Below are 25,613 nucleotides of genomic sequence, written 5' to 3'. Positions count from 1 at the left end.
CGGGCAGCGTGCCCGGCGGGTTACAGCGGCCTCAGACAACATGGATGCTGTTCTGCACCCAGAGGTGATGGCTCGGATCTTCCTGGGCCGTGTATTGGTTATAGTCGATGCCATCGACAGTCTGGTTACTGACCAGGGCCCAGTTGTCCGTCATGTGCACCGAGTCTTTGTCATCCCCCTTGATGATCAGTGTGTCGTTGCCGGTTTCGGTGATTTTCACCACGTCCGCCAGGTTGAGCGTCAGCGCTACGGCGCTGGTGTCGTTGAGGTCGATCACCTCGATGTTGTGGATACGGTCGGCCAAGGTGCCCAAGTCGATGCTGGCATCGCCGCCACCCCACAGCAGGGTGTCGGTGCCGGTGCCGCCATCGACGCTGGCGAAGTTCTGGTCGACCAACTCGAGGGTGTCGTTGCCAGCGCCGCCCTCCAGGGTGATGTGCCCGCCCTGGCTGCCGACCAGGTGGTCGTTGCCGTCGGTGCCGGCGATCACCTCGCTGGAGGCTGAGGCTGCGACGCTGGCCACGGCCACGCTATCGTCGCTGGTGTCGGCCACCAGCGCGGAGAAGGTGGTGAGGCCGGCGGCGTTGTCCAGGTTGACGGTGAGCGTGGCGGTGTCGGTGGTGCCGTTAGGGTGGGTCAGCTCATAGGTGAAGGTGTCGTGCTGGCCGATCACCGCCGAGGTCAGCCCGCTGTTGAGGGTGTAGGTGTAGCTGCCGTCCGCTTGCACCAGCAGCGTGCCGTAGGTGCCGGCCACGCTGACCCCGTTGTGGCCGGGGATGGTGTAGGTGCCCGCGGCCGTCAGCACGCTCAGCACCGTCAATGCCGAACCCAAGGTGTCGGTACCCGACGGGTCGGTGATCAGGTTGCCGCTGGCCACCGTGGCGCTGCTGACCACGTACTCGGTGAGGTGTGTGGTGGTGGTGTTGAGGCTGGTGGTGATGGAACTTGCCAGGCCGATGCCGCCGGCGCTGACCACGATGTGGTAGGTGCCCGCGCCCTGGTTCTGGAAGGTGTAGCCGGAGCCGCCACCGAGCAGGCTGACCAGCGAGCTGCCCGTGACCGTCTGCACCACCACGTACTGGCCGGTGCTGGTGTTGAGCTTGAGCAGCTGGATGGTGGTGCCATTGAGCAGGCTCAGCAGGTTGGCCGAATTGACCACCACTTGCAGGTTGGCCGTAGTGTCGGTGGCGACCGTGGTGGTGTAGGTGGCCGAGCGCGAGCCGATCAGTGGCAGGGTCAGCGAGCCCAGGGTGGCGCTGCTGCTGTCGACCCGGTTGGCCAGGGTGATGTGGCTGCTGTCGATGTCGTTGACGGCATTCACCACCGTGGCCGGCGCGCTGAGATTGCTGTCGTTCCAGATCTCCGTGGCCTGTGGGCTGTCGATGCGCACGTAGAGGTTGGCCGTGGCGGTCAGGCCGTTCGGGTGCACCAGCTCATAGCTGAACACATCCACCTTGCCGACACTCGACGGGCTGCCGCTCGGGGTGTAGGTGTAGCTGCCGTCGGCATGGATCAACAGGGTGCCGTACTGGCCCTGCACCGTGGTACCCGCGCCACTGGCGGCGGTTACGTAGGTGCCGTTGACCAGTATCTTCAGCACGGCGCCGCTGTCCGGGCCGAGGGAGTCGACCGCACCATTGGTGCCCGGGTCGGTGATGACGTTGCCCGAGGTGGCAGTGCCGGTACCGGTGAACTGGGTCAGGCTGGTGGCTTCGATGTCCAGGCTGGTGGTGACCTGGGTTATCAGGCCGATACCTCCGCTGGCCACGGTCAGGCGGTAATCGCCGGCCTGCAGCTTGCCGATGTCGACCTGCAGCCCCAGCGGCAGCACGATCAGGTCCAGCAGCCCCTGAGTGTTGCCGGTGGCGATGGTCACCCAGGCACCACTGGCATCTTTCACCTGCAGGGTGAAGGTGGAGTTGTTGAGCAGTGCCAGCACGCTGTTGGTGGTCAGCGTCAGGGTCGGGTCGACCGTGGTGCCAGGTGCCACCGTCCAGGTGTAGGTCTTGCTGAAGCCCGACAACAGGGTGGTGAAGCTGTCGGTGTAGGTGGTAGTGGCGGTGACCGGCGCCAGGTTGACGGTGGCGGTGGCCAGGTTGTTGCTGGCGATGACCGGGGCGTTGGCGTCGACGTCCGGTGCGGTGATATTGACGTTGCCCGACACATTGCTGCGTGGGTCGGTCAGCGTCACCGACAGCACCTGGCCGTTGTCCTGGGCCGGGCTGAGGGTCACGGTGAAGGTACCGTTGGGTTGCACGGTCGCAGTCTGCAGCACGGTGCCGCTGGCGCTGCGCACGGTGACGGTGGCGCCGACCTCGCCGGTGCCGGTGAGGGTGGTGCCGTCGGCGCTGATCACCAGGTTGGCGGCATTGGCCGGAGGAGTGAGGTCCGGCGCGTTCAGCGTAGTGGCGGTGGAGGTGTTGCCGGCGGCATCGGTGAGGGTGACGCGCAATGCCTGGAAGTTGATCTGCGCCGTGCTCAAGCTGACCACGTACTGGCCATTGCTGCCTACTGTGGCGGTGCCGAGCACAGTCCCGGCACTGTTGCGCACGGTCACCGTGCTGCCGATCTCGCCGGAGCCGCTGACCGAGTTGCCGTTGGCGTTGATGCTGGCCACCGGCGCGGCTGGCGGAGTGGTATCTGGCGCGGTGATGCCGGTGCTGCCGGACAGGTTGCCGGCGGCATCGGCCTGGCGCACCACCAGTGCCTGGCCGTCGTTCTGTGCGGTGGTCAGGGTGACGCTGAAGGTGCCGTTGGCCTGCACCACGGCTGTGCCAAGTGCTGTTCCTCCCGGGCCTGTCACTGTAACGGTGGCGCCCGCTTCGCCGACGCCAGTGAGCACGGTCCCGGTGCCATTGATCGCCAGGTTGGTCGGTGCCAGCGGCGCCTGGGTGTCCGGCACGGTGTAGCTGGTGATGCCGGAAACGTTCAGCGCGGCGTCGGCCTGGGTCAGGCTCAGCACTTGGCCGTTGAGCTGGGCGCTGGCCAGGTTGATGCTGAATACCCCACCACCATTGACCAGGCCGGTGCCGAGCAGGTTGCCGCTGGCATCGCGCACGGTCACTGTGGCGCCGGCTTCACCGGTACCGGCGAGCACCAGGCCGTTGACCGACAGCGCGGTGACCACCGGGTTGGCCGGTGGGGTGATGTCGGCTGCTGTCAGGAACACCGGTTGCGACTCGCCGCCCAACAGCGACACCGAGGTCACGGACAAGTGTTGGCCGTTGAGTTGGGCGGCGCTCAAGGTGATGCTGAAGCCACCATTGCCAATGTTGGCCGAGCCGCTGCCGATCAGGTTGCCGGCGGCGTCGTAGACGCGAATCGACGTGCCGGTGGCGGCGGTGCCGGTCAGGGTCAGGCCGTTGGCGGCCAGCGCCACGTTGACCGGTGGCTCGGGAGGCGGAATGAGCGGCGTGAGATAGGTTGCCACCGCCGAGGTATTGCTGGCGGCATCGGTTTGGGTAACAGCCAGGGAGGCTGCTGAACCGGGTGTTGGCGACAGATTGATCGAGAAGGTGCCGCCACTGCCGACCACGCCAGTGCCGATGACTACGCCACCGAAGCTGACCGTCACGGTCGCACCGGCTTCGCCACGCCCGGTGAGGATGTCGTAGGTGTTGCTGATGGCGAGGTTGGTGACCGCCGCGGGTGGCACGCTGTCGATGGTCTGATAGGTGGCCGGCAGCGAGGCATTGCCAGCGGCATCGGTCGACACCACGGTCAGCACCTGGCCAGTGCTCTGCGAACTTGCGAAGGTGACGGAGAAGACGCCGCCAGCCGGCACCGTGACAGTGCCCAGCACGGTGTTGTCCGGGGCGCGCACGGTGATGGTGCTGCCCACCTCGCCCGTGCCGGTGAGCAATGTGCCGCCGGTGAGGACCAGGTTGCCGGGCTGCACGGGTGGGGTCAGGTCCGGTGCGGTCAGCAACAACGGTGCGGACGGGTTGCCGGTGGCGTCCTGGGCGATAATGGTCAGCACTTGGCCATTGATTTGCGCAGTGGTGAGGGTGATCACGAAGCTGCCATCGGCAGCAACGGTGCCTTGGCCGATAAGATTACCCAGGTTGTTCATCACCGTGATGTGCGCGCCAGCCTCGGCGCTAAGTGGGATACCGCTGATCTGCGTGCCACTGGCGTTGAGGGTGGCGACCACCGTGGCCGGCGGGGTTATGTCGGCGGCGGTGAGGGTGGTGATCGGCGAGATGTTGTTGCTGGCATCCTGCAGGGTGACCTGCAGCACCTGGCCGTTGAGTTGAGCCCCGCTCAGGTTGACCACGAAGGTGCCGTTGGCGGCCACCGTGGCGGTGCCGATCTCCACGGTGCCGACGTAGACCCGCACCGTGGTGCCGGCTTCGCCGGTGCCACTGAGCTGGTCGCCAGCAGCATTGAGGTGCAGCGCGGTGGCGGCAGCCGGCGGAGTCAGGTCCGGTGCGTTGACCGAGACCGGTTCGCTGATGTTGCCGGGTGGGTCGGCCTGTTGTACCGAAAGCACCTGCTGGTTGATCTGCGCGGGGGTCAGCGTGACGCGGAAACTGCCGTCGGCGAGTACCAGGGTGGTGCCCAGCAGTACGCCCGCGGCGTTGGTCACTGTGACGGTCGCACCCGGTTCACCCGAGCCGCTGACCACGCTTCCGTCGGCGTTGATGACGACGTTGGTGAGCAGGTCTGGTGGGGTGAAGTCCGGTGTCAGCAGGGTCGCGACGGCCGACACGTTGCCGGCGCCATCGGTCTGGGTAAAGCTGAGCAGTTCGGCATTGCCCAATGCCGGGTTGAGGGTAATGGTGAAGTGGCCGCTGGCGTCGACCAGCGCCGTGCCGATCGTTTGGCCGAGCGGGTTGAGGACCGTGACCGAAGCTCCCGCTTCGCCCCGGCCGGTGATGGTCACTCCATCACTGGAAATGGCCAGTTCGCTGGGCGCATTCGGTGGTGTCGTATCCGGCGCCGTGATGGCGGCGGCGGTGGACTGGTTGCCGGCGGCATCGGTCAGCACCACCTGCACTTGCTGGCCGTTGGCCTGCGGTGTGAGCAGGGCGACCTGGAAGGTGCCGTTGGCCAGGACCACGCCAGTGCCCAGCACGCTGCCATCGAGCGCGACGACCTTGACCTGGGCATTGGCTTCGCCAGTACCGTTGAGCAGTGTGCCGCCCCCGGCGAATGCCAGGTTGGCCGCTGCATCCGGCGCTACCCGGTCTGGCGCGGTGAGGCTGATGCTGTTGGACTCGTTGCCGGCGGCGTCGGTTTGCGCGGCGCTGAGCAGCTGCCCGTTGATCTGTGCGGCACTGAGGTTGAGGGTGAAGTTGCCGTTGGCATCGACCACTGCGGTGCCCAGCGCCAGCCCGCCGAGGCCGGTGACCGTAACGGTGGCCCCGGCTTCCCCGTGGCCGGTCAGTATCAGGCCATCGGCTGACAGCACCAGGCTGCTCAGCGGTTGCGGCGCGGTGGTGTCCGGCGCCTGCAGGGTGGCCGGCAGCGATACGCCACCGTCGGTGCCCACTGCACTCACATGCAGCACTTCGCCATTGGCCTGGGCACTGCCGAGGGCGACGGTGAAGGTGCCATCGTTGCCCACCGGTGCGCTGCCGAGCAACGCGCCTGAGGGGCCGTAGACGTTGACCGTGGTACCCGGCGTGGCCGTACCGGTGATGGCCAGGCCATTGGCCGACAACACCAGGTTGCCGGGGATGTCCGGCGCGGTGATCCCGGGTGCGGTGACCGTCAATGCCGGGGAAGTGTTAAGTGCGGCATCAGCCTGGGTCACGCTGAGGATTTCGCCGGTGCTGGCGGCAGGGATCAAGGTCACGCTGAAGTGGCCATCGGCACCGACGACCGCGGTGCCCAGGATCGTGCCGTCCGGTGCACGCACGGTCACCGTGGCGCCGACCTCGCCGGTGCCCGCCAGCGTCGCACCATTGGCAGCGACGGCGAGGCTGGCGACTGCGGCAGGGGGCGTCGTGTCGGCGGCCGTGTAGGACGCGGCAGTCGAGACATTGCCCGCAGCATCGGTGGCGCTCACCTGCAGGATCTGGCCGTTGTTCTGCGCGCTGTTCAAGGTGAGCTGGAAGGTGCCATTGCTGGTGGCCACGGCGGTGCCCAGCACATTGCCCGCAGCATCGCGCACGGTCACGGTGCTGCCCGCTTCGGCGTTACCGCTCAGCTGCAGGCCGCCACTGGACAGGGCCAGGGCGCTCGGTGCCGCGGGTGGCGTGTGGTCAGGGGCGATGACGCTGACGGCGGTGGAGGTGTTGTTGCTGGCGTCGGTCTGGGTCACGCTCAAGTGCTGGGCATTGAGCTGGGCACTGGTGAGGGTGAGGGTGAAGCTGCCATTGGCCGCTACCAGGCCGGTGCCGATGATGGTGCCATCCGCGCCGCGCACGGTCACGCTGGCACCGGCTTCGCCGAGGCCTGTGAGGGTGAGCCCGTTGTTGTTGAGCACCACGTTGGTCAACGCGGTTGGCGCGGTCAGGTCTGGAGTCACCAGGCTGATGGCGGGCGACACGTTGCCCGCAGCGTCCACCTGGCTCACGCCAATCGCCTGGCCGCTGATCTGCGGCGTGTCGAATGTCACCGTGAAGCGCCCGTCGGTGCCTACGATGGCACTCCCCAGCACGGTGCCGGCGGCATTGCGCACCTGCACGGTGGCACCCACTTCGCCGCTGCCGGACAACTGCTTGCCATCGGCACTGAGTACCGGGTTGGCAACTGCGGCGGGTGGCGTGCGGTCTGGCGTCGCCAGGCTGGCGGGTCCGGACACGTTGCCCGCGGCATCGGTCAGGGTCACCTGCAGCGGGCTGCCGGTGGTCTGCGCGCTGGGCAGGGTGATCTGGAACTGCCCGCTCAGGTTTACCGTGCCGGTGGCCAGAATGGCCCCGCTGGCGTCACGCACTGTCACGGTCGCACCGGCTTCGCCCTGGCCGCTGACTACGGTGGCGGCGCTGTTCAGGCTCAGGCCAGTGGCGGCGTTCGGCGCCTGCAGGTCGGCCGCTTGCAGCGTGACCGCCAATGAAGTGTTGCCGGCGGCGTCGGCCTGGGTGATGGTGAGGTTCTGGCCATTGGCCTGGGGCGGCACCAGGGTGACGCTGAACAACCCGTTGCTGGCGACGGTCGCCGTGCCCAGCACGGTGCCTTGGGCATCGACCACGCGTACCGTGGCGCCCACTTCACCGTGGCCGGTCAGGGTGCTGCCGGTGCGGTCGAGGGCCAGCAGGTTCGGCGCATCCGGCGCAATGGTGTCGGCGGCGACAATGATCGCCGGCACCGACGGTTTGCCACCGACCGACAGGCGGGCGCTGACCTGCAGGGTCTGGGCATTGAGCAGGGCATTGGCGAAGAAGATATGGAAGACGCCATCGGTGCCGACCGTGCCAGTGCCCAGGGTGGTGCCGCCAGAGGTAACGGTGATCAGTGAGCCGACCGTGCCTTCGCCGGTCAGCAGGAAACCGTCGGCGCTCAGCGACAAGGCGGATGGCGTGGCCGCTTCGGTTCCGTCAGGGCCGCTCACGTTGATCGATGTTTCGTTGTTACCGCCATCGCGCACCACCACTTGCACCGTGTCGCCGGTGACCAGGTGTGGGTTGACCGGTATCACGAACGTGCCATCCGGGCCGGCGGTGCCGGTGCCCAGCACGGTGTTGCCATCGCGCACGATGACCGTTGTGCCAGGCTCGGCGCTGCCGCTGATGGTGCCGCCGTCGGGGCTGACCGTGACGTCGGCGGCCGGGGCGGGCGGGGTGGTATCGGGCGCAGTGACGGTGGATGGCGCGGTTGCGTTGCCGGCTGCATCGCTGACCACCACGCTCAGGGTCTCACCGTTGGTGAGCGGCGTATCCAGTGGCACGCTGAAGCTGCCATCGCCGTTGACCGCGACAGTGACCACGTTGCCGTTCGGGTCGGTCACGGTCACCGAACTGGCACCTGGCGCACTGCCGGTGACGGTGCTGCCGTCCGGGCTGACCAACAGTCCGACGGGCAGCTCCGGCGGGGTGATGTCCGGCGCGTTGACCGGTGCGCTGGTGGACGCGTTGCCTGCTGGGTCGAGCAATGTTACCTGCAGCGTCTGGCCATCGAGCTGCGCCGGGGTCAGCGCCACACTGAAGCTGCCACCGACGGGTACTACCACGCTGCCGAGCAGGTCGCCTGCGGCGTTGCGCACTTCGACCGTCGCGCCGACTTCGCCGGTGCCATGCACGCTGCTGCCGTCGGCGCTGACCTGCAGACCAGCCGGCGTGGCCGGGCCGGTGGTGTCCGGTGCGGTGAACGAGGTCGATGGCGAGTTGTTCCCGGCACCGTCGATCAATACCACCGACAGGACCTGGCCATTGGTCTGTGGGGCGCTGAGGGTAATGCTGAAGCTACCGTCGGCACCGACAATGCCGTCGCCGAGCAATTGCCCGGCGCTGTTACGCACTTCCACGGTCGTGCCGATTTCGCCCACACCGTTGAGCACGGTGCCGCCACTGACCAACCCCAGGACCACTGCCGGGCTGGGTGCCTGCAGGTCACTGGCGACCACGGTACCAGCGCCAGAGGCGTTGCCGCCGCCATCGGTCTGGGTGACGGACAAGGTCTGGCCGTTGAGCTGCGCAGGGATGAGGGACACGCTGAAACTGCCATCGGCCTGAACCACTGCGGTGCCCAGTACCACGCCACCGACGCCGGTCACTTTCACTTGCGCGCCAGGCTCGCCGCTACCGGTGACCATGGCGCCGTCGGCCGACAGCAGCAGGCCAATCGGCGCATTCGGCGCCTGGGTATCCGGGGCCGGTAAACCGACGGCGGCCGAAACGTTACCGGCAAGGTCGGTCTGTTCGACGGTCAATGCCTGGCCGTTGGTCTGTGGCGGAACCAGGGTGACCGCGAAGCTGCCATCTCCTGCCACCAGCACGCTGCCCAGCACGCTGCCGTCCGGCCCGCGTACCGTGACCGTGGCGCCGGGTTCACCGGTACCGCTGACCGTCGTGCCCGTACCGTCGATGGTCGGGTTGCCGACCACCTGCGGCGGGGTGTGGTCGGGTGCGGAGAAGGTCACTGGCCCGGCACTGTTGCCGAGGCTGTCGGTGGCCTCCACGGTCAGGCTTTCACCGTTGCGCTGCGCCGCAGTGAGGGTGACGTCGAAGCGCCCGTCGGCGCCGACCAGCGCAGTCCCCAGTACGCTGCCATTGGCCGCGCGCACGGTCACCGTCGAGCCGACCTGACCCAGGCCGGTGAGGTGCAGGCCGGTGATGTCGACAGCCAGGCCGGAAGGCTGCAGCGGGCCATCTGTATCCGGGGCGGTTATGTTGGCGGTCGAACTGTTGCCAGCAGCGTCGCGCAGTACTACATCCAGTGCCTGACCATCGGTTTGCGCGGGGGCCAGGGTGACGCTGAACTGGCCGTTGGCACCCACCACCGCGCTACCGAGCAGCGTGCCCTGGGCATTGGTCACCTGGACCGTGCTGCCAGGTTCGCCGCGGCCGGTGAGGGTGGCGCCGTCGGCGCTTACCAGCAGGTCGCTGGCCTGGTTGGGCGGGGTGATGTCCGGTGCGCTGATCTGGGTCGGCAACGAGCTGTTGCCGTCGGCATCGATGGCAACCACGTCGAGCAGTTCACCGTTGGCCTGGGCCGGATTGAGGCTGATGGTGAAGGTGCCATCGTTGCCGGCCTGCACGCTGCCGACCACGCTGCCGTTGGCATCACGGACCTCCACCAGGCTGCCGGCCGGCGCACTGCCGCTGATCGATGTGCCATCGCCGGCGACCACCAGCCCGCTGGGGCTTTCCGGCACCTCGGTGGCCGGGACGATGACCGTCAGGGCCACCGACGGGTTACCGGCTGCGTCGGTCTGTACCAGCACCAGCGACTCGCCCGCAGTGACCGGGTTATCGAGGTTGACCAGGAACGTGCCATTGGCCGCGACCACACCGGTGCCGAGGACGGTGCCATTGCCATCGCGGATTTCTACAGTCGCGCCGGGCTCGCCGCGGCCGGAAACCGTCAGGCTGCCGTCACCGACCACCACATCGCTGATGATTGCCGGCGGGGTGGTGTCCGGTGCGGTGTAGCTCAGCGGCGCAGAGGCGTTGCCGGCCGCGTCGGTGGCGGTGATGGACAGTTGTTCGCCATTGGCCTGGGCAGGGGCGAGGACCAGGCTGAAGCTGCCATCCCCAGCGACGATGCCGCTGCCGATCAGGTTGCCATCGGCATCACGCACATCGATTCGGGCACCCGGCTCGGCGGTACCGGCCAGGGTGATGCCATCGGTCAGGCTGAGCCCGATCGGTTGCGCAGGCGCCAGGTGATCCGGCGAGGTCAGCGGGCTGGGTGTCGAGACGTTGCCAGCCGCGTCGGTGAGGGTGACCTGCAGCGACGAGCCATCGACCACCGGTGCCGTGAGTTGCAAGGTGAAGGTGCCATCGGCTTGCACGGTACCGGTACCGATTACTTGGCCCTGGTCATTCAGCACATTGACCGTGGCATTGATTTCGCCACGGCCAGAAACCGTGCGCCCATCGGCACTGATGATCAGGTCGGTGGCGGGCTGCGGCGCAGTGGTGTCACCACCGCCATCGACATCCGGCGCGGTGACGTTGCCTGCCGTGGAGGTGTTGCCTGCAGCGTCGGTGGCAGTGACCTGCAATTGCTCGCCGTCGACTTGCGCGGGCGAGACGGTGACGCTGAAAGCGCCTGAAGCGCCGGCCACAGCGGTGCCGAGAACAGTGGTGCCATCGGCGGCCAATACCCGTACGGTGCTGCCGGGCTCCGCGCGGCCGGTGACCGTGCTGCCATCGGCGCTGACGGCGAGGTTGCCGGGTGCGGTGGGGGCGGTGATGTCCGGAGCGCTGACCTGAGTGGGCAGGGAGGTGGTGCCGGCGGTGTCGACGGCCGTCACATCCAGCAGTTCGCCATTGGCCTGTGCCGGGTTGAGCACGACAGTGAAGGTGCCGTCGGCGCCTACCACCACGCTGCCCACCACGGTGCCGTTGGCATCGCGCACATCCACCCGGGTGCCGGCCGGAGCGTTGCCGCTGATGCTACTGCCGTCGGCGGCGATGACCAGGGCGTTCGGGCTGTCCGGTACCTGAGCCAGCGGCACGTCGTACTGCAGCGCCGGGGAAGCATTCCCGGCAGCATCGGTCTGCACCAGGCTCAGGCGTTCGCCAGGCTGAACTGCGGGGTCGAGGTCGATCAGGAAACTGCCGTTGGCGGCGACCGTGCCGGTACCTAGCAGGGTGTTGTTGCTATCGCGCACCTCGACGGTGGCGCCGGCTTCACCGCGCCCGCTCAGGGCCAGGCCACCACTGCCGACCACAATGTTGCTGACTTCGGCCGGTGGGGTGTTATCCGGCGCCGTGTAATCGAGTGGCGCGGAGGTATTGCCCGCCGCATCGGTCAGGCGCACGTCCAGGGTTTCGCCATTGGCCTGGGCCGGGGAGAGGGTGATGCTGAAGTTGCCATCGGCACCCACCGTACCGCTGCCGATCAGGTTGCCATTGCCATCGTGCACTTGCACGATGCTGTTGGGTTCGCCTTTACCGCTCAGCGTCACGCCATCGACCAGGGCCAGGTCGGTGGGTTGCGCCGGTGGTTGCAGATCGAGCGAGGTTACCGAGCCTGGTTGCGACACGTTGCCGGCTGCGTCGGTGAGGGTCACCTGCACGCTGCTGCCATCGTTCACAGGCGGGTTGAGGGTAATCAGGAAGTTGCCATCGCCGGCGACGGTGCCACTGGCGATCAGGTTGCCCTGGGCATCACGCACCTGCACGCTGGCGCCGACTTCGCCGCGACCACTGAGTTGCTGGCCGGCCAGGCCGATCACCAGGTTGGTGGGCGCATCGGGTGGCGTGGTGTCGCCGCCATCGATGTCGGGGGCGGTGACGTTGCCTGCGGTGGAGGTATTGCCGGCGGCGTCGGTGGCGGTGACTTGCAGCGCTTCACCGTCGACCTGTGCTGGCGTGAGGGTAATGGAGAAGACCCCCGTTGCATCGACCACGGCTGTGCCGAGCACGGTGGTGCCATCGGCAGCCAGCACACGTACGGTGCTGCCGACTTCGGCGCGGCCGGTGATGGTGCTGCCATCGGCGCTCACGGCCAGGTCGGCAGGTGCGCTTGGGGCGGTAATGTCCGGGGCGCTGACCTGCGCAGGTAGCGATGAGGTACCGTCGGCATCGACGGCGGTCACGTTCAGCAGTTCGCCGTTGGCCTGTGCCGGGGAGAGGGCGACGGTGAAGGTGCCGTCGCCACCGACCAGCACGCTACCCACCACGGTGCCGTTGGCATCGCGCACATCCACCCGGGTGCCGGCCGGTGCGATGCCGCTGAGGCTGCTGCCGTCGGCGGCCACGGTCAGGTCGGTCGGGCTGGTCGGTACAGTGGTGCTGGGCACTGCATAGTCGACGGCGGTGGAAGCATTGCCGGCGGCATCGGTCTGCACGATGCTCAGCTGCTCACCCGGCTGGGCAGCCGGGGCCAGGTCGATGATGAAGGTGCCATTGGCACTGACCGTTGCGGTGCCGATCAGGTTGCCACTGGCATCGCGAACTGCGACGGTGGCACCGGCTTCACCGCTGCCTGCCAGTTGCAGGCCACCTGGGCCCACGGCAATGCCGCTGACCGGGTTGGGTGCGGTGATGTCAGGGGCGTCGAACTGCAGCGGCGCAGAGGTATTGCCGGCGGCATCAAGTAGGCGCACGTCCAGCGCTTCGCCATTGGCCTGGGCCGGGGAGAGGGTGATGCTGAAGTTGCCATCGGCACCCACCGTGCCAGTGCCGATCAGGTTGCCGCCGCCATCGCGTACTTGCACGATGCAGTTGGCTTCACCTTTACCGCTGAAGGTCACGCCATCGACCAGGGCCAGGTCGGTGGGCTGTGCCGGGGGTTGCAGGTCGGGCGAGGTGACCGAGCCCGGTTGCGAGACGTTGCCGGCTGCGTCGGTGAGGGTCACCTGCACGCTGCTGCCATCGTTCACAGGCGGGTCGAGAGTAATCAGGAAGTTGCCATCGCCGGCGACGGTGCCACTGGCGATCAGGTTGCCCTGGGCATCCCGCACCTGAACGCTGGCACCTGCTTCACCGCGGCCGCTGAGCTGCTGGCCGGCTTGGCCGATCACCAGGTCGGTCGGGGAGCCCGGGGGTGCTGTATCGGGCGGATTGCCGACGCCATCGTCCGGTGCGCTGATGGTGGTGGCGCTGGAGACGTTGCCGGCAGGGTCGGTGACCGTGACTTGCAAGGGTTGGCCATCAGTCTGTGGTGGCTGCAAGGTGACGCTGAACTGGCCGTCGGCACCGGCCACCGCACTCCCCAGAACAGCGCCGTTGGCACCGACTACTTGCACGGTCGAGCCGGGTTCGGCGCTGCCGGTGAGGGTGTTGCCTTGTGCGTTGATTGCCAGCTCCGTCGGTGCTGTTGGCGCGGTGGTGTCCGGTGCGGTAACCGCACCAGGCTGCGATGCGTTGCCCGCAGGATCGGTCAGGGTGACGCCGAGGTTCTCACCGTTGGCCTGAGGGGTGTTCAGGGCGACATTGAAGCTGCCGTCGGCATTCACCGTGCCGCTGCCGATCAGGTTGCCTGCGGCGTCGAACACCTTCACCGTCGCGCCCGCTTCACCGCGCCCGCTCAGGCGCAGGCCGTCGGGCGAAACCAGCAGGTCGATGGGCGTGGTGGGCGGTGTGGTGTCGCCGGGCGCGCTGCCGCCACCTCCGCCGCCACTGCTGTTGTTGGCCGCTGCGGCCGCGCCGCCGACACCGAGCAGGCTGAGGCCGGCGATGGCGAAGGTCGAGGTGCCGGCGCCAGCGACACCGATGCCGGCTACCAGCTCGTCAAGCGAGGCCACTTCGTCGAAGGTGAAGCCGGTGAACGCCGTCGTATCATAGTTGGCGTGCCACAAAGTGCCGTCTTCGCCAACGAACACCATGTCGCTGCCAACACCTGCCTGGTCCACGGCAAAGAAATTGCCGACGGTAACCTTTTCTCCGGATTTGAGCGTAACGATGAGGTCCTGGCCACGCCGGGTGACGGTGGCCACCTGGTCGGGAGCAACCGGCATCTGCACGACGCCTGGGCTGTTGAGGGTGATATTGCCCCAGGCATTCTGGGTGGCTACGGCGGATTGCTTGTCGGCGACGACGATGTTGTCCATGAGTGCTCCCTGCTGGATTTCGGTACACAGGGCCGCCTTCGCGACCCTTGGCCGTGTAACCGGAGATTAGGGAGATATAGCAGTCCAGCAGATTGCCACCAGATGGCTTTCCGGGTAGTCCTTTAGTGAATGTGGGGTCAGCGAAGCCCCAGGCGACGGGCCAGGCGGCTCAGGTTGGCACGGTCCAGGCCCAGCTCGCGGGCTGCTGCGGCCCAGTTGTCCTGATGACGTTGCAGGCAGGCATCGATCACCTGGCGCTGGTAATCATCCAGTGCTTCGCGCAGGCCGCCGACGGGTACCGCGAGGGTTGCAGGCGTGGCATGGGCAAGGGGCGCTATCGTGGCTGGCTGGGCGGCTCGCAGGTCGAGGTCGCTGGCTTCCAGGGTGAGGATGCGTGGGCGCTCCGGGTGTTGGCCCATGGCCTTGAGGGCCGAGCGACCGATCAGGTGTTCGAGTTCGCGCACGTTGCCCGGCCAGTCATACGCCAGCAGTGCTGCTTGCGCTTCACTGCTCAGCCGAAGGCTGTTCAAGCCAAGGCGCGATCGGTTCTGTTCGAGGAAGTAGCCGGCAAGAAGCAGCACGTCGCGCCCGCGCTCGCGTAAGGGCGGGACCTGTAGCGGGTACACGCTGAGGCGGTGGTAGAAGTCGGCGCGGTAGTTGCCTGTACGCACCTCGGCGGCCAGGTCGCGGTTGGTGGCGGCGATCAGGCGCACATCGACGCGGTGTTCGCGGTCCGAGCCCAGGCGTTGCAGTTGGCCGCTCTGCAGCACGCGCAACAGCTTGGCTTGCACGGTCAACGGCAATTCCCCGACTTCATCGAGGAACAGCGTACCGCCGTTGGCCAGCTCGAACTTGCCGCGGCGTTCGCCGTGGGCGCCAGTGAAGGCGCCACGCACATGGCCGAACAGTTCGCTTTCCACCAAGGTGTCGGGGAGGGCTGCGCAGTTTAGGCTGACCAGGGGTTTGTCGGCGCGGTTGCTGGCCTGGTGCAGGGCCATGGCCACCAGTTCCTTGCCCACGCCGGTTTCGCCAGTGATCAGCACGGTCAGCTCGCTGCCGCCTACCAGGCGGATTTCTTCGAGCAGGCGCTTGTGCGCCGGGCTCTGGCCGATCAGCTCCTTGTCCTGGCCGCTCGCCTGGCGGTAGATCTCGGCGCGGTGATGCTCGTCTTCGGCGCGCAAGGCCAGGTGCTCGATGCGCTCGGCCACGGTCACGGTAGCGGCGGCGAGGCTGGCGAAGGCCTGCAGGGCCTCCAGCTCAAGGCTCTGGAACTGGCCGGGGGTGAGGGCGTCGAGGGTAACCAGGCCCCAAGGGCGCTCGTCGACCATCAGCGGGCAACCCATGCAGTCGTGCACCTCAAGGGCAGCGTCATGAGCGTTGACCAGGCCATCGTAAGGGTCGGGCAGCTCGGAGTCGCTGGCAAAACGTGTCGGCTCCGGGCGGCTGAGCAGGATCTGGAAGCGCGGGTGCTCACTCACTTTGAAGCGACGGCCCAAGGTATCGGGCGAAAGCCCGTCGACGGCCAGCGGCACCAGCCATTCGCCGTCCAGGCGCAACAGCGCGGCGGCATCGCAGGGCAACAGCCCGCGCATGGCCTGCAGCAGGCGCCGGTAGCGCTCCTGGTCGGGCAAGTCGCGGGACAGGTCACTGACCAGGGGCAGCAAGGTGGTGAGCAACGGCTTTGTAGTCATATGGACTCCTGTAGGTCGTTTTGACTATACGCCCGGGTAGGTCGATTTGACATGATCGGCGTCAATACCCTGATTTCATTGGCGAAAAAAGTTGGCACGATTGCTGTAATAGCAGGGGCAACCATTTGAAGCCTCAGGCTCAGGAGTTGTCGCAAATGCTCAATGCCGAACAACGTGCAATCATCAAAGCCACTGTCCCACTGCTGGAAACCGGTGGTGAGGCGCTGACCACCCACTTCTACAAGATGATGCTCAGCGAATACCCAGAGGTCCGTCCGCTGTTCAACCAGGCCCACCAGGCCAGCGGCGACCAGCCGCGCGCCCTGGCCAATGGCGTGCTGATGTATGCCCGTCACATCGACCAGCTGGAGCAGTTGGGTGGCCTGGTCGGCCAGATCATCAACAAACACGTTGCCCTGCAGATTCTGCCGGAGCACTACCCGATCGTCGGCAGCTGCCTGCTGCGCGCCATCGAAGAAGTGCTGGGCAAGGAAATTGCCACCCCTGAGGTCATCGCTGCCTGGGCCGCTGCCTACGGCCAGCTGGCCGACATCCTGATCGGCGCCGAGGAAAGCCTCTACAAACAGAAGGAAGAGGCTGCCGGCGGCTGGCGTGGCACTCGCGAATTCCGCCTGGCCCGTCGCGAGCAGGAAAGCAGCGAGATCACCTCGTTCTACTTCGCCCCGGTGGATGGCCAGCCGGTACTCAAGGCCGAGCCAGGCCAGTACATCGGCCTGCAGCTGTTCATCGACGGTGCCGAGCAGCGCCGCAACTACTCGCTGTCGGCCCTGTGCGACGGCCAGCAATACCGTATCAGCGTCAAGCGCGAGGATGGCGGCAAGGTCTCCAGCTACCTGCACGATGAACTGGTGGTGGGCGACACCCTGCAGCTGTTCCCGCCTGCGGGTGACTTCACCTTGGCGGCCAGCGACAAACCGTTGGTGCTGATCAGCGGTGGCGTGGGCATTACCCCGACCCTGGCGATGCTCGAAGCCGCACTGCAAACCCCGCGTGAGGTGCATTTCATCCACTGTGCGCGTAACGGTGCCGTGCATGCCTTCCGCGACTGGGTCGACGGCCTGGCCGAGCGCCATCCGCAGCTCAAGCGCTTCTACTGCTATGCCGAGCCGGAAGGTGGTGCTGCCGCCGATGCGGTGGGCCTGCTGAGCGAGGACCTGCTGGCCGAGTGGCTGCCGCACGGGCGTGACGTGGATGCCTACTTCCTTGGGCCTAAGGGCTTCATGGCGGCGGTCAAGCGTCAACTCAAGGGCCTGGGTGTGCCAGAGCAGCAGAGCCGCTACGAGTTCTTCGGCCCGGCGGCTGCCCTGGAGTGATGTATTGACTGTGCTGGCCTCTTCGCGGGGGCAAGCACAGGCGCAAGAATTCCTGCCTATATATAAGGAAAGATGAACGGTGCCTCGGGCACCTTTCATCTTTAATCCTCCTTTAATCACTGTATCCTTCACTCCCGGGTGTCGAGGGGCTTGCCCCTGCGCGGCACCCGGGCAGCCGCTTTTTTACCGGCCGACGTTGAACCGACGTTGCTGCAGCCGGTCACAGAGTCTCCGGATAGCCCTGCGCAGTACTGCCTCGCCGCTTCCTCGACACGCTAACGGGCCATGCCTGCGTGTAGAATTGCACTCAGGCGGGCGGACCACGCTGCCACCTATCCATCGAAGGAATCGGCAATGAACGAACAAACATCGCGCCTGAATCGCGAACGGCGCTTTCTGGTGCTGCTGGGGGTGATCTGCCTCGCCCTGATCGGCGGAGCGCTGTACATGCAGGTGGTACTGGGTGAGGCACCTTGCCCACTGTGCATCCTGCAACGCTATGCCTTGCTCTTTATCGCCCTCTTCGCGTTCATTGCCGCTGCCATGCCTGGGCGCCGCAGCCTGACCCTGTTCGAGGGCCTGGTGGTGCTCAGTGCCATCGGCGGAATCGTTGCGGCTGGCAACCATGTGTATATACTCGCCAACCCCATGGTCAGTTGCGGCATCGATACGCTGCAACCGATCGTCGACGACCTGCCCCTGGCCAAGCTCTGGCCACTGGCGTTCCAGGTCGACGGCTTCTGCAGCACGCCGTACCCGCCGATCCTTGGTTTGTCACTGGCGCAGTGGGCCCTGGTGGCGTTCGTCCTGACGGCCATCCTGGTACCGTTCGGCATCTACCGCAACCGGCGCCAGTCTTAGACATAAGTCCCGATTTCGGTGTGGTCTTTTGCACCGGATGAGAAGAGCGAAAAGTCCTCTCCCGCTTGATCCAGATCAACCTCAAAGCCTTGCGAAATGCGGGTTCGAGGGCTAGCAAGCGGGGTGCGACAAACTGTCGCGAAGTTGATTTGTCGAGTCGGATTGTTACGGATTCTGTAAAGGACTGTTGCTCAATAAGTCATAGTCAAGGGTTGGCGACCTATCTACAATCGCCCCCAATTTCCGTTCGGCACTGCTTGCGAGTCGCAGGATTGAAGGAAGCCCCAGCGCTCCTTTTTGCTGACTTCGTCAAGTTTCGCCCAACGGCGATACCGGGCGGACCCCCCTCCGCGTTTTCCCGCACCAAATGGACTTGGTCTGAAGTACAGGCCTGTTGCCTACGAAACCATAAGCACCGCTAACACGCTTTGCGCCAAGGTCCTGCAGTCGGACCCGGGCAGGAGCGAGTACGGGCGCGAAATGCCGCACTTGGCAGGACGAAGTGTTGGCTACCAAAACACAAATTGCATTGAAGCAAGCTGATCTAGAGGTCGTGAGATGAGTAAAAAGCGTTACCCCAGACTGTTTGGCATATTGCCCTTTTTAGGCATGCTTTTACTCAGTGGGTGCAACTGGACCCTGCTCGACCCGAAAGGTCAGGTCGGCATTGAGCAAAAGAACCTGATCCTGATCGCGACCGGCCTGATGCTGCTGGTGGTGATTCCGGTCATCATCATGACCGTGGCGTTCGCCTGGAAGTACCGTGCTTCCAACAAGGCTGCCACCTACACCCCCGACTGGTCGCACTCGACCAAGATCGAACTCGCGGTGTGGATCATCCCGATCATCATCATCATCGCCCTGGGCTACGTCACCTACAAGTCGACCCACAAGCTGGACCCATACCGTCCGCTGGATTCCGACGTGAAGCCGATCCAGATCGACGTGGTCGCGCTGGACTGGAAATGGCTGTTCATCTACCCGGAACAGGGCATCGCCACCGTCAACCAGATCAACTTCCCGGCTAACGTCCCGGTGAACTTCCGCGTCACCTCCGACGCCGTGATGAACTCGTTCTTCATCCCGGGCCTGGGTGGCCAGATCTACGCGATGGCGGGCATGACCACCAAGCTGCACCTGATCGCCAACGAAAACGGCGTGTTCGACGGTATCAGCGCCAACTACAGCGGTGCTGGCTTCACCGGCATGAAATTCAAGGCCAATGCGACCTCTCAGGAAGACTTCGACAAGTGGGTCGCCGAGGTCAAGCAGTCGCCACTGAAACTGGGCAAGGCCGAATACGAAGCACTGGCCAAGCCTAGCGAATACAACCCAGTCGCGCTGTACAGCGAGGCACCTGCTGAGCTGTTCCAGACCATCGTCGACAAGTACGAAGGTATGAACCGCGGCAAGCCGGTCCACGAAGAAGCTGGCAGCAAAGACCTGGCCACAACCAAGGGTGTGGAATCGAGTATGCAACCAGCTGCCGGGGCAGAGGAGTAAGAGATGTTCGGTAAACTAAGCCTGGAGGCGATACCCTATCACGAGCCGATAGTCATGGTGACGCTTGCCATGATCGCGCTCGGCGGTATCGCTGTCGTCGGTCTTATCACCTATTTCCGCAAGTGGACCTACTTGTGGACCGAGTGGCTGACTACTGTCGACCACAAAAAGATCGGCGTGATGTACATCATCGTCGCGATGGTCATGCTGCTGCGTGGCTTTGCCGACGCCATCATGATGCGTACCCAGCTGGCTGCCGCTACCGGTGGCTCCGAAGGCTACCTGCCGCCTGAACACTATGACCAGATCTTCACCGCTCACGGTGTGATCATGATCATCTTCATGGCGATGCCGTTCTTCACCGGCCTGATGAACCTCGCGGTTCCTCTGCAGATCGGTGCACGTGACGTTGCCTTCCCGTTCCTGAACTCCCTGAGCTTCTACCTGCTGCTGGCAGGCGTGCTGCTGGTCAACATCTCGCTGGGCGTTGGTGAATTCGCCAAGACCGGCTGGGTTGCCTATCCGCCGCTCGCGGGCATTCAGTACAGCCCTGGGGTGGGTGTCGACTACTACATCTGGGCGCTACAGCTCTCAGGCTTGGGTACGACACTGACCGGCGTGAACTTCCTCGTCACCGTGATGAAGATGCGCGCACCTGGCATGAAGCTGATGGACATGCCGATCTTCACCTGGACCTGCACCTGGGCCAACGTGCTGATCGTGGCTTCGTTCCCGATCCTGACCGCTGCACTCGCACTGCTGACTGTTGACCGTTATCTGGACTTCCACATTTTCACCAACGAGCTTGGTGGGAACCCGATGATGTACGTCAACCTGTTCTGGGCGTGGGGTCACCCTGAGGTTTACATCCTGATCCTGCCGGCCTTCGGCGTGTTCTCGGAAGTGACTTCGACCTTCTCCGGCAAGCGTCTGTTCGGCCACCACTCGATGATCTATGCATCGGGCGCCATCGCCGTTCTGGGCTTCGCTGTATGGCTGCACCACTTCTTCACCATGGGTGCCGGCGCCAGCGTCAACACCTTCTTCGGCCTGGCGACGATGCTGATCTCCATTCCGACCGGTGTGAAGCTGTTCAACTGGCTGTTCACCATGTACCAGGGCCGTGTGCGCTTCACCGCACCGATGCTGTGGACCCTGGGCTTCATGATCACCTTCTCGATCGGTGGCATGACTGGCGTTCTGCTGGCTGTTCCAGGTGCTGACTTCGTGCTGCACAACAGCCTGTTCGTAATCGCTCACTTCCACAACGTGATCATTGGTGGTGCGGTATTCGGCTACATCGCCGGCTTCGCCTACTGGTGGCCAAAAGCGTTCGGCTTCAAGCTGAACGAGAAGTGGGGCAAAGCTGCCTTCTGGTTCTGGATCTCCGGCTTCTACGTTGCGTTCATGCCGCTGTACGCCCTGGGCTTCATGGGCATGACCCGTCGTCTGAACCACTCCGACAACCCACTGTGGGAACCCTACCTGTACGTAGCCGTTGTCGGCGCCGTGCTGATCCTGTTCGGTATCGCCTGCCAGCTGATCCAGATCGTCGTTTCGATCCGCGATCGCGAGCAGAACCTGGACGTGACCGGCGACCCATGGGGCGGCCGTACCCTGGAATGGTCGACCTCGTCGCCACCTCCGTTCTACAACTTCGCCCACATGCCAGAGAAAGTTGGCCTGGACTGCTGGAACGAAGCCAAGGAAGCCGGTGTTGCCTACAAGGTGCCGGGCAAGTACGAAGCGATCCACATGCCGAACAACACCGCTACCGGTCTGTTCATGGGTCTGTTCCTGACTGTCTTCGGCTTCGCTTTCATCTGGCACATCTGGTGGCTGGTTGGCGCGAGCCTGCTGGCAACCATCGCGGTCTTCGTTCGCCACGCTGCGCGTGACGACCAGGGCTACATGGTTCCGGCCGAAGAAGTGGCGCGCATCGAAGGCGAGCGTCTGAAGGCGCTGGCCAAAGCAGGTGCTCTGCCTGCCGGCGCACGTGTCGAATCGTTTGAACGGGTGTAATCAATGTCCAGTCAAGTAATCCACGGTGGCGCGCATGGTCATGACCATGCTCACGATGACCACCACCACGACTCGGGCCAGATGACCGTCCTCGGTTTCTGGCTGTACCTGATGACCGACTGCATCCTGTTTGCGTCGCTCTTCGCCACCTACGCGGTGCTGTCCGGCAGTTTTGCCGGCGGCCCGTCGGGTCACGACATCTTCCAGCTCGACTTCGTAGCTGTAGAAACGCTGTTCCTGCTGCTGTCCTCGATCACCTTCGGCTTCGCCATGCTGAAGATGTTCGACGGCAAGAAAGCGGGCGTACTGGGCTGGTTGGCTGTGACCTTCCTGTTCGGTGCAGGCTTCATCGCGATGGAAATCTATGAATTCCATCACCTGATCAGCGAAGGCTTCGGCCCGACTCGCAGTGGCTTCCTGTCGGGCTTCTTCGCCCTGGTAGGCACCCACGGTCTGCACGTGACCGCCGGCCTGATCTGGATGGCAATCATGATGTACCAGATCAACAAGCACGGCATCACGCCGACCGCCAAGACCCGCATGAGCTGCCTGAGCCTGTTCTGGCACTTCCTGGACGTGGTCTGGATCTGCGTATTCACCGTCGTCTACCTGCTGGGAGTTCTGTAATGGCTAACGCACACGACACTCATCACGAAGGTAACCACGGCAGCGTCAAGTCGTACATGATCGGCTTCATCCTGTCGATCATCCTGACCGCGATCCCGTTCGGCCTGGCCATGTCGCCAAGCCTGCCGAAGAACCTGACCGTTCTGATCATCGTGGCCATGGCTGTGATTCAGGTAGTGGTACACCTCGTGTACTTCCTGCACATGGACCGCTCGAAAGAGCAGCGTTCCAATGTGTCGACGTTCCTGTTCACCGCGATGGTAATCGCTCTGCTGGTCGGCCTGTCGCTGTGGATCATGTTCAGCATCCACTTCGAAATGATGGCCAAGTGAGGTAAGACTGCATGTCCGTAAAGCACTTTATCCAAATCACCAAACCGGGGATCATTTTCGGTAACGTGCTTTCCGTGGCAGGCGGTTTCTTCCTTGCCTCGAAGGGCCATGTGGACTTCGCCCTGTTCCTGGCGGTGGTGATCGGTACTTCGCTGGTGGTGGCGTCCGGATGCGTGTTCAACAACTGCATCGACCGTGACATCGACCACAAGATGGAGCGCACCAAGAACCGCGTCATGGTGCAGGGTGGCATGTCGCTGACCCTCGCGCTGATCTACGCCACCCTTCTCGGGGTGGCGGGCTTCAGCCTGCTGTATGTCCAGGCCAACCCGCTGTCGGCGTTCTGCGCGCTGATTGGCTTCATCGTCTACGTCGGTTTCTACAGCCTCTGGCTGAAGCGCAAGTCGGTGCACGGCACCTTGGTCGGCAGCCTGTCTGGTGCCATGCCTCCGGTGATCGGCTACTGCGCCGTGAGCAACAGCTTCGACCTGGCTGCAGTGACCCTGCTGGTGATGTTCAGCCTGTGGCAGATGCCGCACAGCTTTGCCATCGCGATCTTCCGCTTCAAGGATTACAGCGCTGCCAACATTCCGGTCCTGCCGGTGGCACGTGGTGTCCTCGCGGCGAAGAAGCAGATCGTGCTTTACGTGCTGGCGTTCCTGCTCGCCACTTTGATGCTCACCCTCGGCGGTTACGCCGGCCTCGGCTACCTGGCCGTGGCGGCAGCCATGGGCCTGTACTGGCTGTACATGGCCTGGGGTGGCTACAAAGCTGAAGACGACAGCAAGTGGGCCCGCAAGGTGTTCGGCTTCTCCATCCTCACCGTCACTGCCCTGAGCGTGATGATGGGTGTGGACAGCCAGACCGCTGCGGACGTGCTGATGACCTACGCGCGCTGATCGAGGCGAGTGCTTCACCAAAGAACCCGGCCATTGCGCCGGGTTTTTTTATGCCTGAGATTTTTGTGTTGGCTTCTTCGCGGGCGTGTCCGCGAAGAGGCTTGGCTTGAAAACATAAAACTCTGATTCTCGAACAATAAATCTGAAAAGTTCTAACAAAACAGGAAATTGTCCTTTACAGGCATCCTGTTTCGGCACTATCTTCTGATTCAGGCCGCCGCAACGGCCAGCGTCGCTCGGACGGTTCCGGGCGCTTACGTCTCCAGAGGAAACCATGGCCAATCCAGGTTCGCCGCGCCGCTTCGCGCGCATCGATCGTCTCCCCCCTTACGTCTTCAACATCACTGCCGAACTCAAGATGGCTGCCCGCCGCCGTGGCGAGGACATCATCGACCTGAGCATGGGCAACCCCGATGGCGCGACCCCGCCGCACATCGTCGAGAAGCTGGTGCAGGTCGCCCAGCGTGATGACACCCATGGCTATTCCACCTCCCGCGGTATTCCACGCCTGCGCCGGGCCATCTCCAACTGGTACAAGGAGCGCTACGAGGTCGATATCGACCCGGAAAGCGAAGCCATTGTCACCATCGGCTCGAAAGAAGGCCTGGCGCACCTGATGCTCGGCACCCTCGACCATGGTGACACCGTACTGGTGCCCAACCCGAGCTACCCGATCCACATCTACGGTGCCGTGATCGCCGGCGCCCAGGTGCGCTCGGTGCCGCTGGTGCCAGGGGTAGACTTCTTCAACGAACTGGAGCGGGCGATCCGCGAATCGATCCCCAAGCCGAAGATGATGATCCTCGGCTTCCCGTCCAACCCCACAGCCCAGTGCGTGGAGCTGGACTTCTTCGAGCGCGTGGTGGCCCTGGCCAAGCAGTACGACGTGCTGGTGGTGCACGACCTGGCCTACGCCGACATCGTCTACGACGGCTGGAAGGCCCCGTCGATCATGCAGGTACCTGGCGCCAAGGACATCGCGGTGGAGTTCTTCACCCTGTCCAAGAGCTACAACATGGCCGGCTGGCGGATCGGCTTCATGGTCGGCAACCCTGAGCTGGTCAGCGCCCTGGCACGGATCAAGAGCTACCACGACTACGGCACCTTCACCCCACTGCAGGTGGCGGCCATCGCCGCGCTGGAAGGCGACCAGCAGTGCGTGCGTGACATCGCCGAGCAGTACCGCCAGCGCCGCAACTTGCTGGTCAAGGGCCTGCATGAACTGGGCTGGATGGTCGAGAACCCCAAGGCATCGATGTACGTGTGGGCGAAGATCCCGGAGCAGTACGCGCACCTGGGTTCGCTGGAGTTTTCCAAGAAGCTGCTGGCTGATGCCAAGGTCTGCGTATCGCCGGGCATCGGTTTTGGCGACTACGGCGATGACCACGTGCGCTTCGCCCTGATCGAGAACCAGGACCGCATCCGCCAGGCGATCCGCGGTATCCGCCAGATGTTCCGGGCCGATGGCCTGACCCAGAAGTAACGCTTCACCCGGGCCCGCTCAGGCGGGCTCGGGATTGCCGGATCAACGGCAAACTATTTTTGCATTGCCCCTCTTCTCAGCCGACCTGGCTTCGATTACAAATGGCGCGCGGGCCCAGCCCCGATAACAACAACCCTCCTTCCGTGCCATCATGTCAGAATACAACCCTTGCCTTGACTGCGGCGCCTGCTGCGGGTATTTCCGTGTGTCCTTCTTCTGGGGCGAATGCCAGTCTGCCGGCGGCCTTGTGCCGGATGACCTGGTGGTACAGATCAACCCCACCCGCGTTGCCATGATCGGCACCGACGCCAAGCCTTGCCGCTGTGTGAGCCTGCAGGGCGAGATCGGTACCGAGGTGGCGTGCACCATCTACGCCAACCGTTCCAGCCCATGCCGTGAGTTCGAGGCGTCGTGGGAGGGCGGGGTGCATAACCCGAGTTGTGACGATGCGCGGGCGGCCTATGGGCTGCCGCCGTTGACGCCGCCGGGGGCCAACGAGCCGCATTGGCCGGATGATGGGGCCGAGGTGGCCTGAGACATCAGCTGTAAGAAATGTCTGAATCTGAAACCAAATGCTTCAGCAGGGTGGGGGTGGCGATTTATCCTACGGCCTCTGTCGGATGCCGTCTGATAGGCAGGGAACTGCTTCAGCGATAACTTCATGGCTCGCCCACATTGGCGAGCGAGTGTGAGAACTCGTTGTTGGTAGACGGCCATTTTTATGGCAGCTGTGCGCGTGCAGGCTTCGGTC

Annotated in this window: 11 protein-coding genes; 9 read left to right on the top strand and 2 right to left on the bottom strand. The window is 64.6% G+C overall.

The genetic code is table 11. The annotated features are described in order from the left end of the window. Positions 1 to 31: 31 nt before the first annotated feature. Both C2H86_RS07535 and norR read right to left on the bottom strand, forming a co-directional pair. Positions 32 to 14,110, bottom strand: a complete 14,079-nt coding sequence (locus C2H86_RS07535) for a BapA/Bap/LapF family large adhesin (protein WP_159412060.1) — start codon at positions 14,108 to 14,110, stop codon at positions 32 to 34. Between the two features lie 137 nt (positions 14,111 to 14,247). Beyond that, entirely contained in the window at positions 14,248 to 15,801 is a 1,554-nt protein-coding gene (gene norR, locus C2H86_RS07530) for a nitric oxide reductase transcriptional regulator NorR (RefSeq protein WP_159412059.1), read from the bottom strand. A gap of 155 nt (positions 15,802 to 15,956) precedes the next feature. On the opposite strand from norR, the gene hmpA reads away from it, so the two are divergent. From hmpA to C2H86_RS07485, 9 genes are all read left to right on the top strand, one after another. Next, positions 15,957 to 17,135 carry an NO-inducible flavohemoprotein gene (gene hmpA / locus C2H86_RS07525; RefSeq protein WP_159412058.1) on the top strand — a complete coding sequence of 393 codons (1,179 nt, stop codon included), beginning with the start codon at positions 15,957 to 15,959 and terminating at the stop codon, positions 17,133 to 17,135. A gap of 354 nt (positions 17,136 to 17,489) precedes the next feature. Further along, positions 17,490 to 17,996: a disulfide bond formation protein B gene (locus tag C2H86_RS07520; protein ID WP_159412057.1), complete on the top strand. Its 507-nt coding sequence runs from the start codon at positions 17,490 to 17,492 to the stop codon at positions 17,994 to 17,996. A gap of 558 nt (positions 17,997 to 18,554) precedes the next feature. Then, positions 18,555 to 19,499 (top strand): ubiquinol oxidase subunit II, encoded by a 945-nt coding sequence (gene cyoA / locus C2H86_RS07515; protein ID WP_159412056.1) that lies wholly within the window; start codon positions 18,555 to 18,557, stop codon positions 19,497 to 19,499. A 3-nt stretch (positions 19,500 to 19,502) separates the two neighbouring features. Then, positions 19,503 to 21,521 carry a cytochrome o ubiquinol oxidase subunit I gene (gene cyoB / locus C2H86_RS07510; RefSeq protein ID WP_159412055.1) on the top strand — a complete coding sequence of 673 codons (2,019 nt, stop codon included), beginning with the start codon at positions 19,503 to 19,505 and terminating at the stop codon, positions 21,519 to 21,521. Between the two features lie 3 nt (positions 21,522 to 21,524). After that, entirely contained in the window at positions 21,525 to 22,148 is a 624-nt protein-coding gene (gene cyoC / locus C2H86_RS07505) for a cytochrome o ubiquinol oxidase subunit III (RefSeq protein ID WP_159412054.1), read from the top strand. Continuing rightward, positions 22,148 to 22,480 (top strand): cytochrome o ubiquinol oxidase subunit IV, encoded by a 333-nt coding sequence (cyoD, locus tag C2H86_RS07500; RefSeq protein WP_103445642.1) that lies wholly within the window; start codon positions 22,148 to 22,150, stop codon positions 22,478 to 22,480. The genes cyoC and cyoD overlap by 1 nt, the downstream gene beginning before the upstream one ends. 11 nt (positions 22,481 to 22,491) lie before the next feature. Then, the gene (gene cyoE, locus C2H86_RS07495; protein ID WP_159412053.1) at positions 22,492 to 23,379 is read left to right on the top strand and encodes a heme o synthase; all 888 of its coding nucleotides are present in this window, start codon (positions 22,492 to 22,494) and stop codon (positions 23,377 to 23,379) included. Positions 23,380 to 23,653: 274 nt separating this feature from the next. Beyond that, entirely contained in the window at positions 23,654 to 24,862 is a 1,209-nt protein-coding gene (gene alaC / locus C2H86_RS07490; protein WP_159412052.1) for an alanine transaminase, read from the top strand. A 151-nt stretch (positions 24,863 to 25,013) separates the two neighbouring features. Continuing rightward, the gene (locus tag C2H86_RS07485; RefSeq protein ID WP_079229671.1) at positions 25,014 to 25,397 is read left to right on the top strand and encodes a YkgJ family cysteine cluster protein; all 384 of its coding nucleotides are present in this window, start codon (positions 25,014 to 25,016) and stop codon (positions 25,395 to 25,397) included. Positions 25,398 to 25,613 lie beyond the last annotated feature (216 nt).

It is taken from the genome of Pseudomonas putida (genome assembly GCF_009883635.2).
GTDB classification, from domain to species: Bacteria; Pseudomonadota; Gammaproteobacteria; order Pseudomonadales; family Pseudomonadaceae; genus Aquipseudomonas; species Aquipseudomonas putida_W.
Note: the sequence above shows the minus strand (reverse complement) of the source record. Positions and strands in the feature narration are given on the sequence as shown.

Coding starts and splice junctions, on each gene's coding strand:
- C2H86_RS07535 (WP_159412060.1), bottom strand. CDS start 14,110: ATGGACAACATCGTCGTCGCCGACAAGCAATCCGCCGTAGCCACCCAG.
- norR (WP_159412059.1), bottom strand. CDS start 15,801: ATGACTACAAAGCCGTTGCTCACCACCTTGCTGCCCCTGGTCAGTGAC.
- hmpA (WP_159412058.1), top strand. CDS start 15,957: ATGCTCAATGCCGAACAACGTGCAATCATCAAAGCCACTGTCCCACTG.
- C2H86_RS07520 (WP_159412057.1), top strand. CDS start 17,490: ATGAACGAACAAACATCGCGCCTGAATCGCGAACGGCGCTTTCTGGTG.
- cyoA (WP_159412056.1), top strand. CDS start 18,555: ATGAGTAAAAAGCGTTACCCCAGACTGTTTGGCATATTGCCCTTTTTA.
- cyoB (WP_159412055.1), top strand. CDS start 19,503: ATGTTCGGTAAACTAAGCCTGGAGGCGATACCCTATCACGAGCCGATA.
- cyoC (WP_159412054.1), top strand. CDS start 21,525: ATGTCCAGTCAAGTAATCCACGGTGGCGCGCATGGTCATGACCATGCT.
- cyoD (WP_103445642.1), top strand. CDS start 22,148: ATGGCTAACGCACACGACACTCATCACGAAGGTAACCACGGCAGCGTC.
- cyoE (WP_159412053.1), top strand. CDS start 22,492: ATGTCCGTAAAGCACTTTATCCAAATCACCAAACCGGGGATCATTTTC.
- alaC (WP_159412052.1), top strand. CDS start 23,654: ATGGCCAATCCAGGTTCGCCGCGCCGCTTCGCGCGCATCGATCGTCTC.
- C2H86_RS07485 (WP_079229671.1), top strand. CDS start 25,014: ATGTCAGAATACAACCCTTGCCTTGACTGCGGCGCCTGCTGCGGGTAT.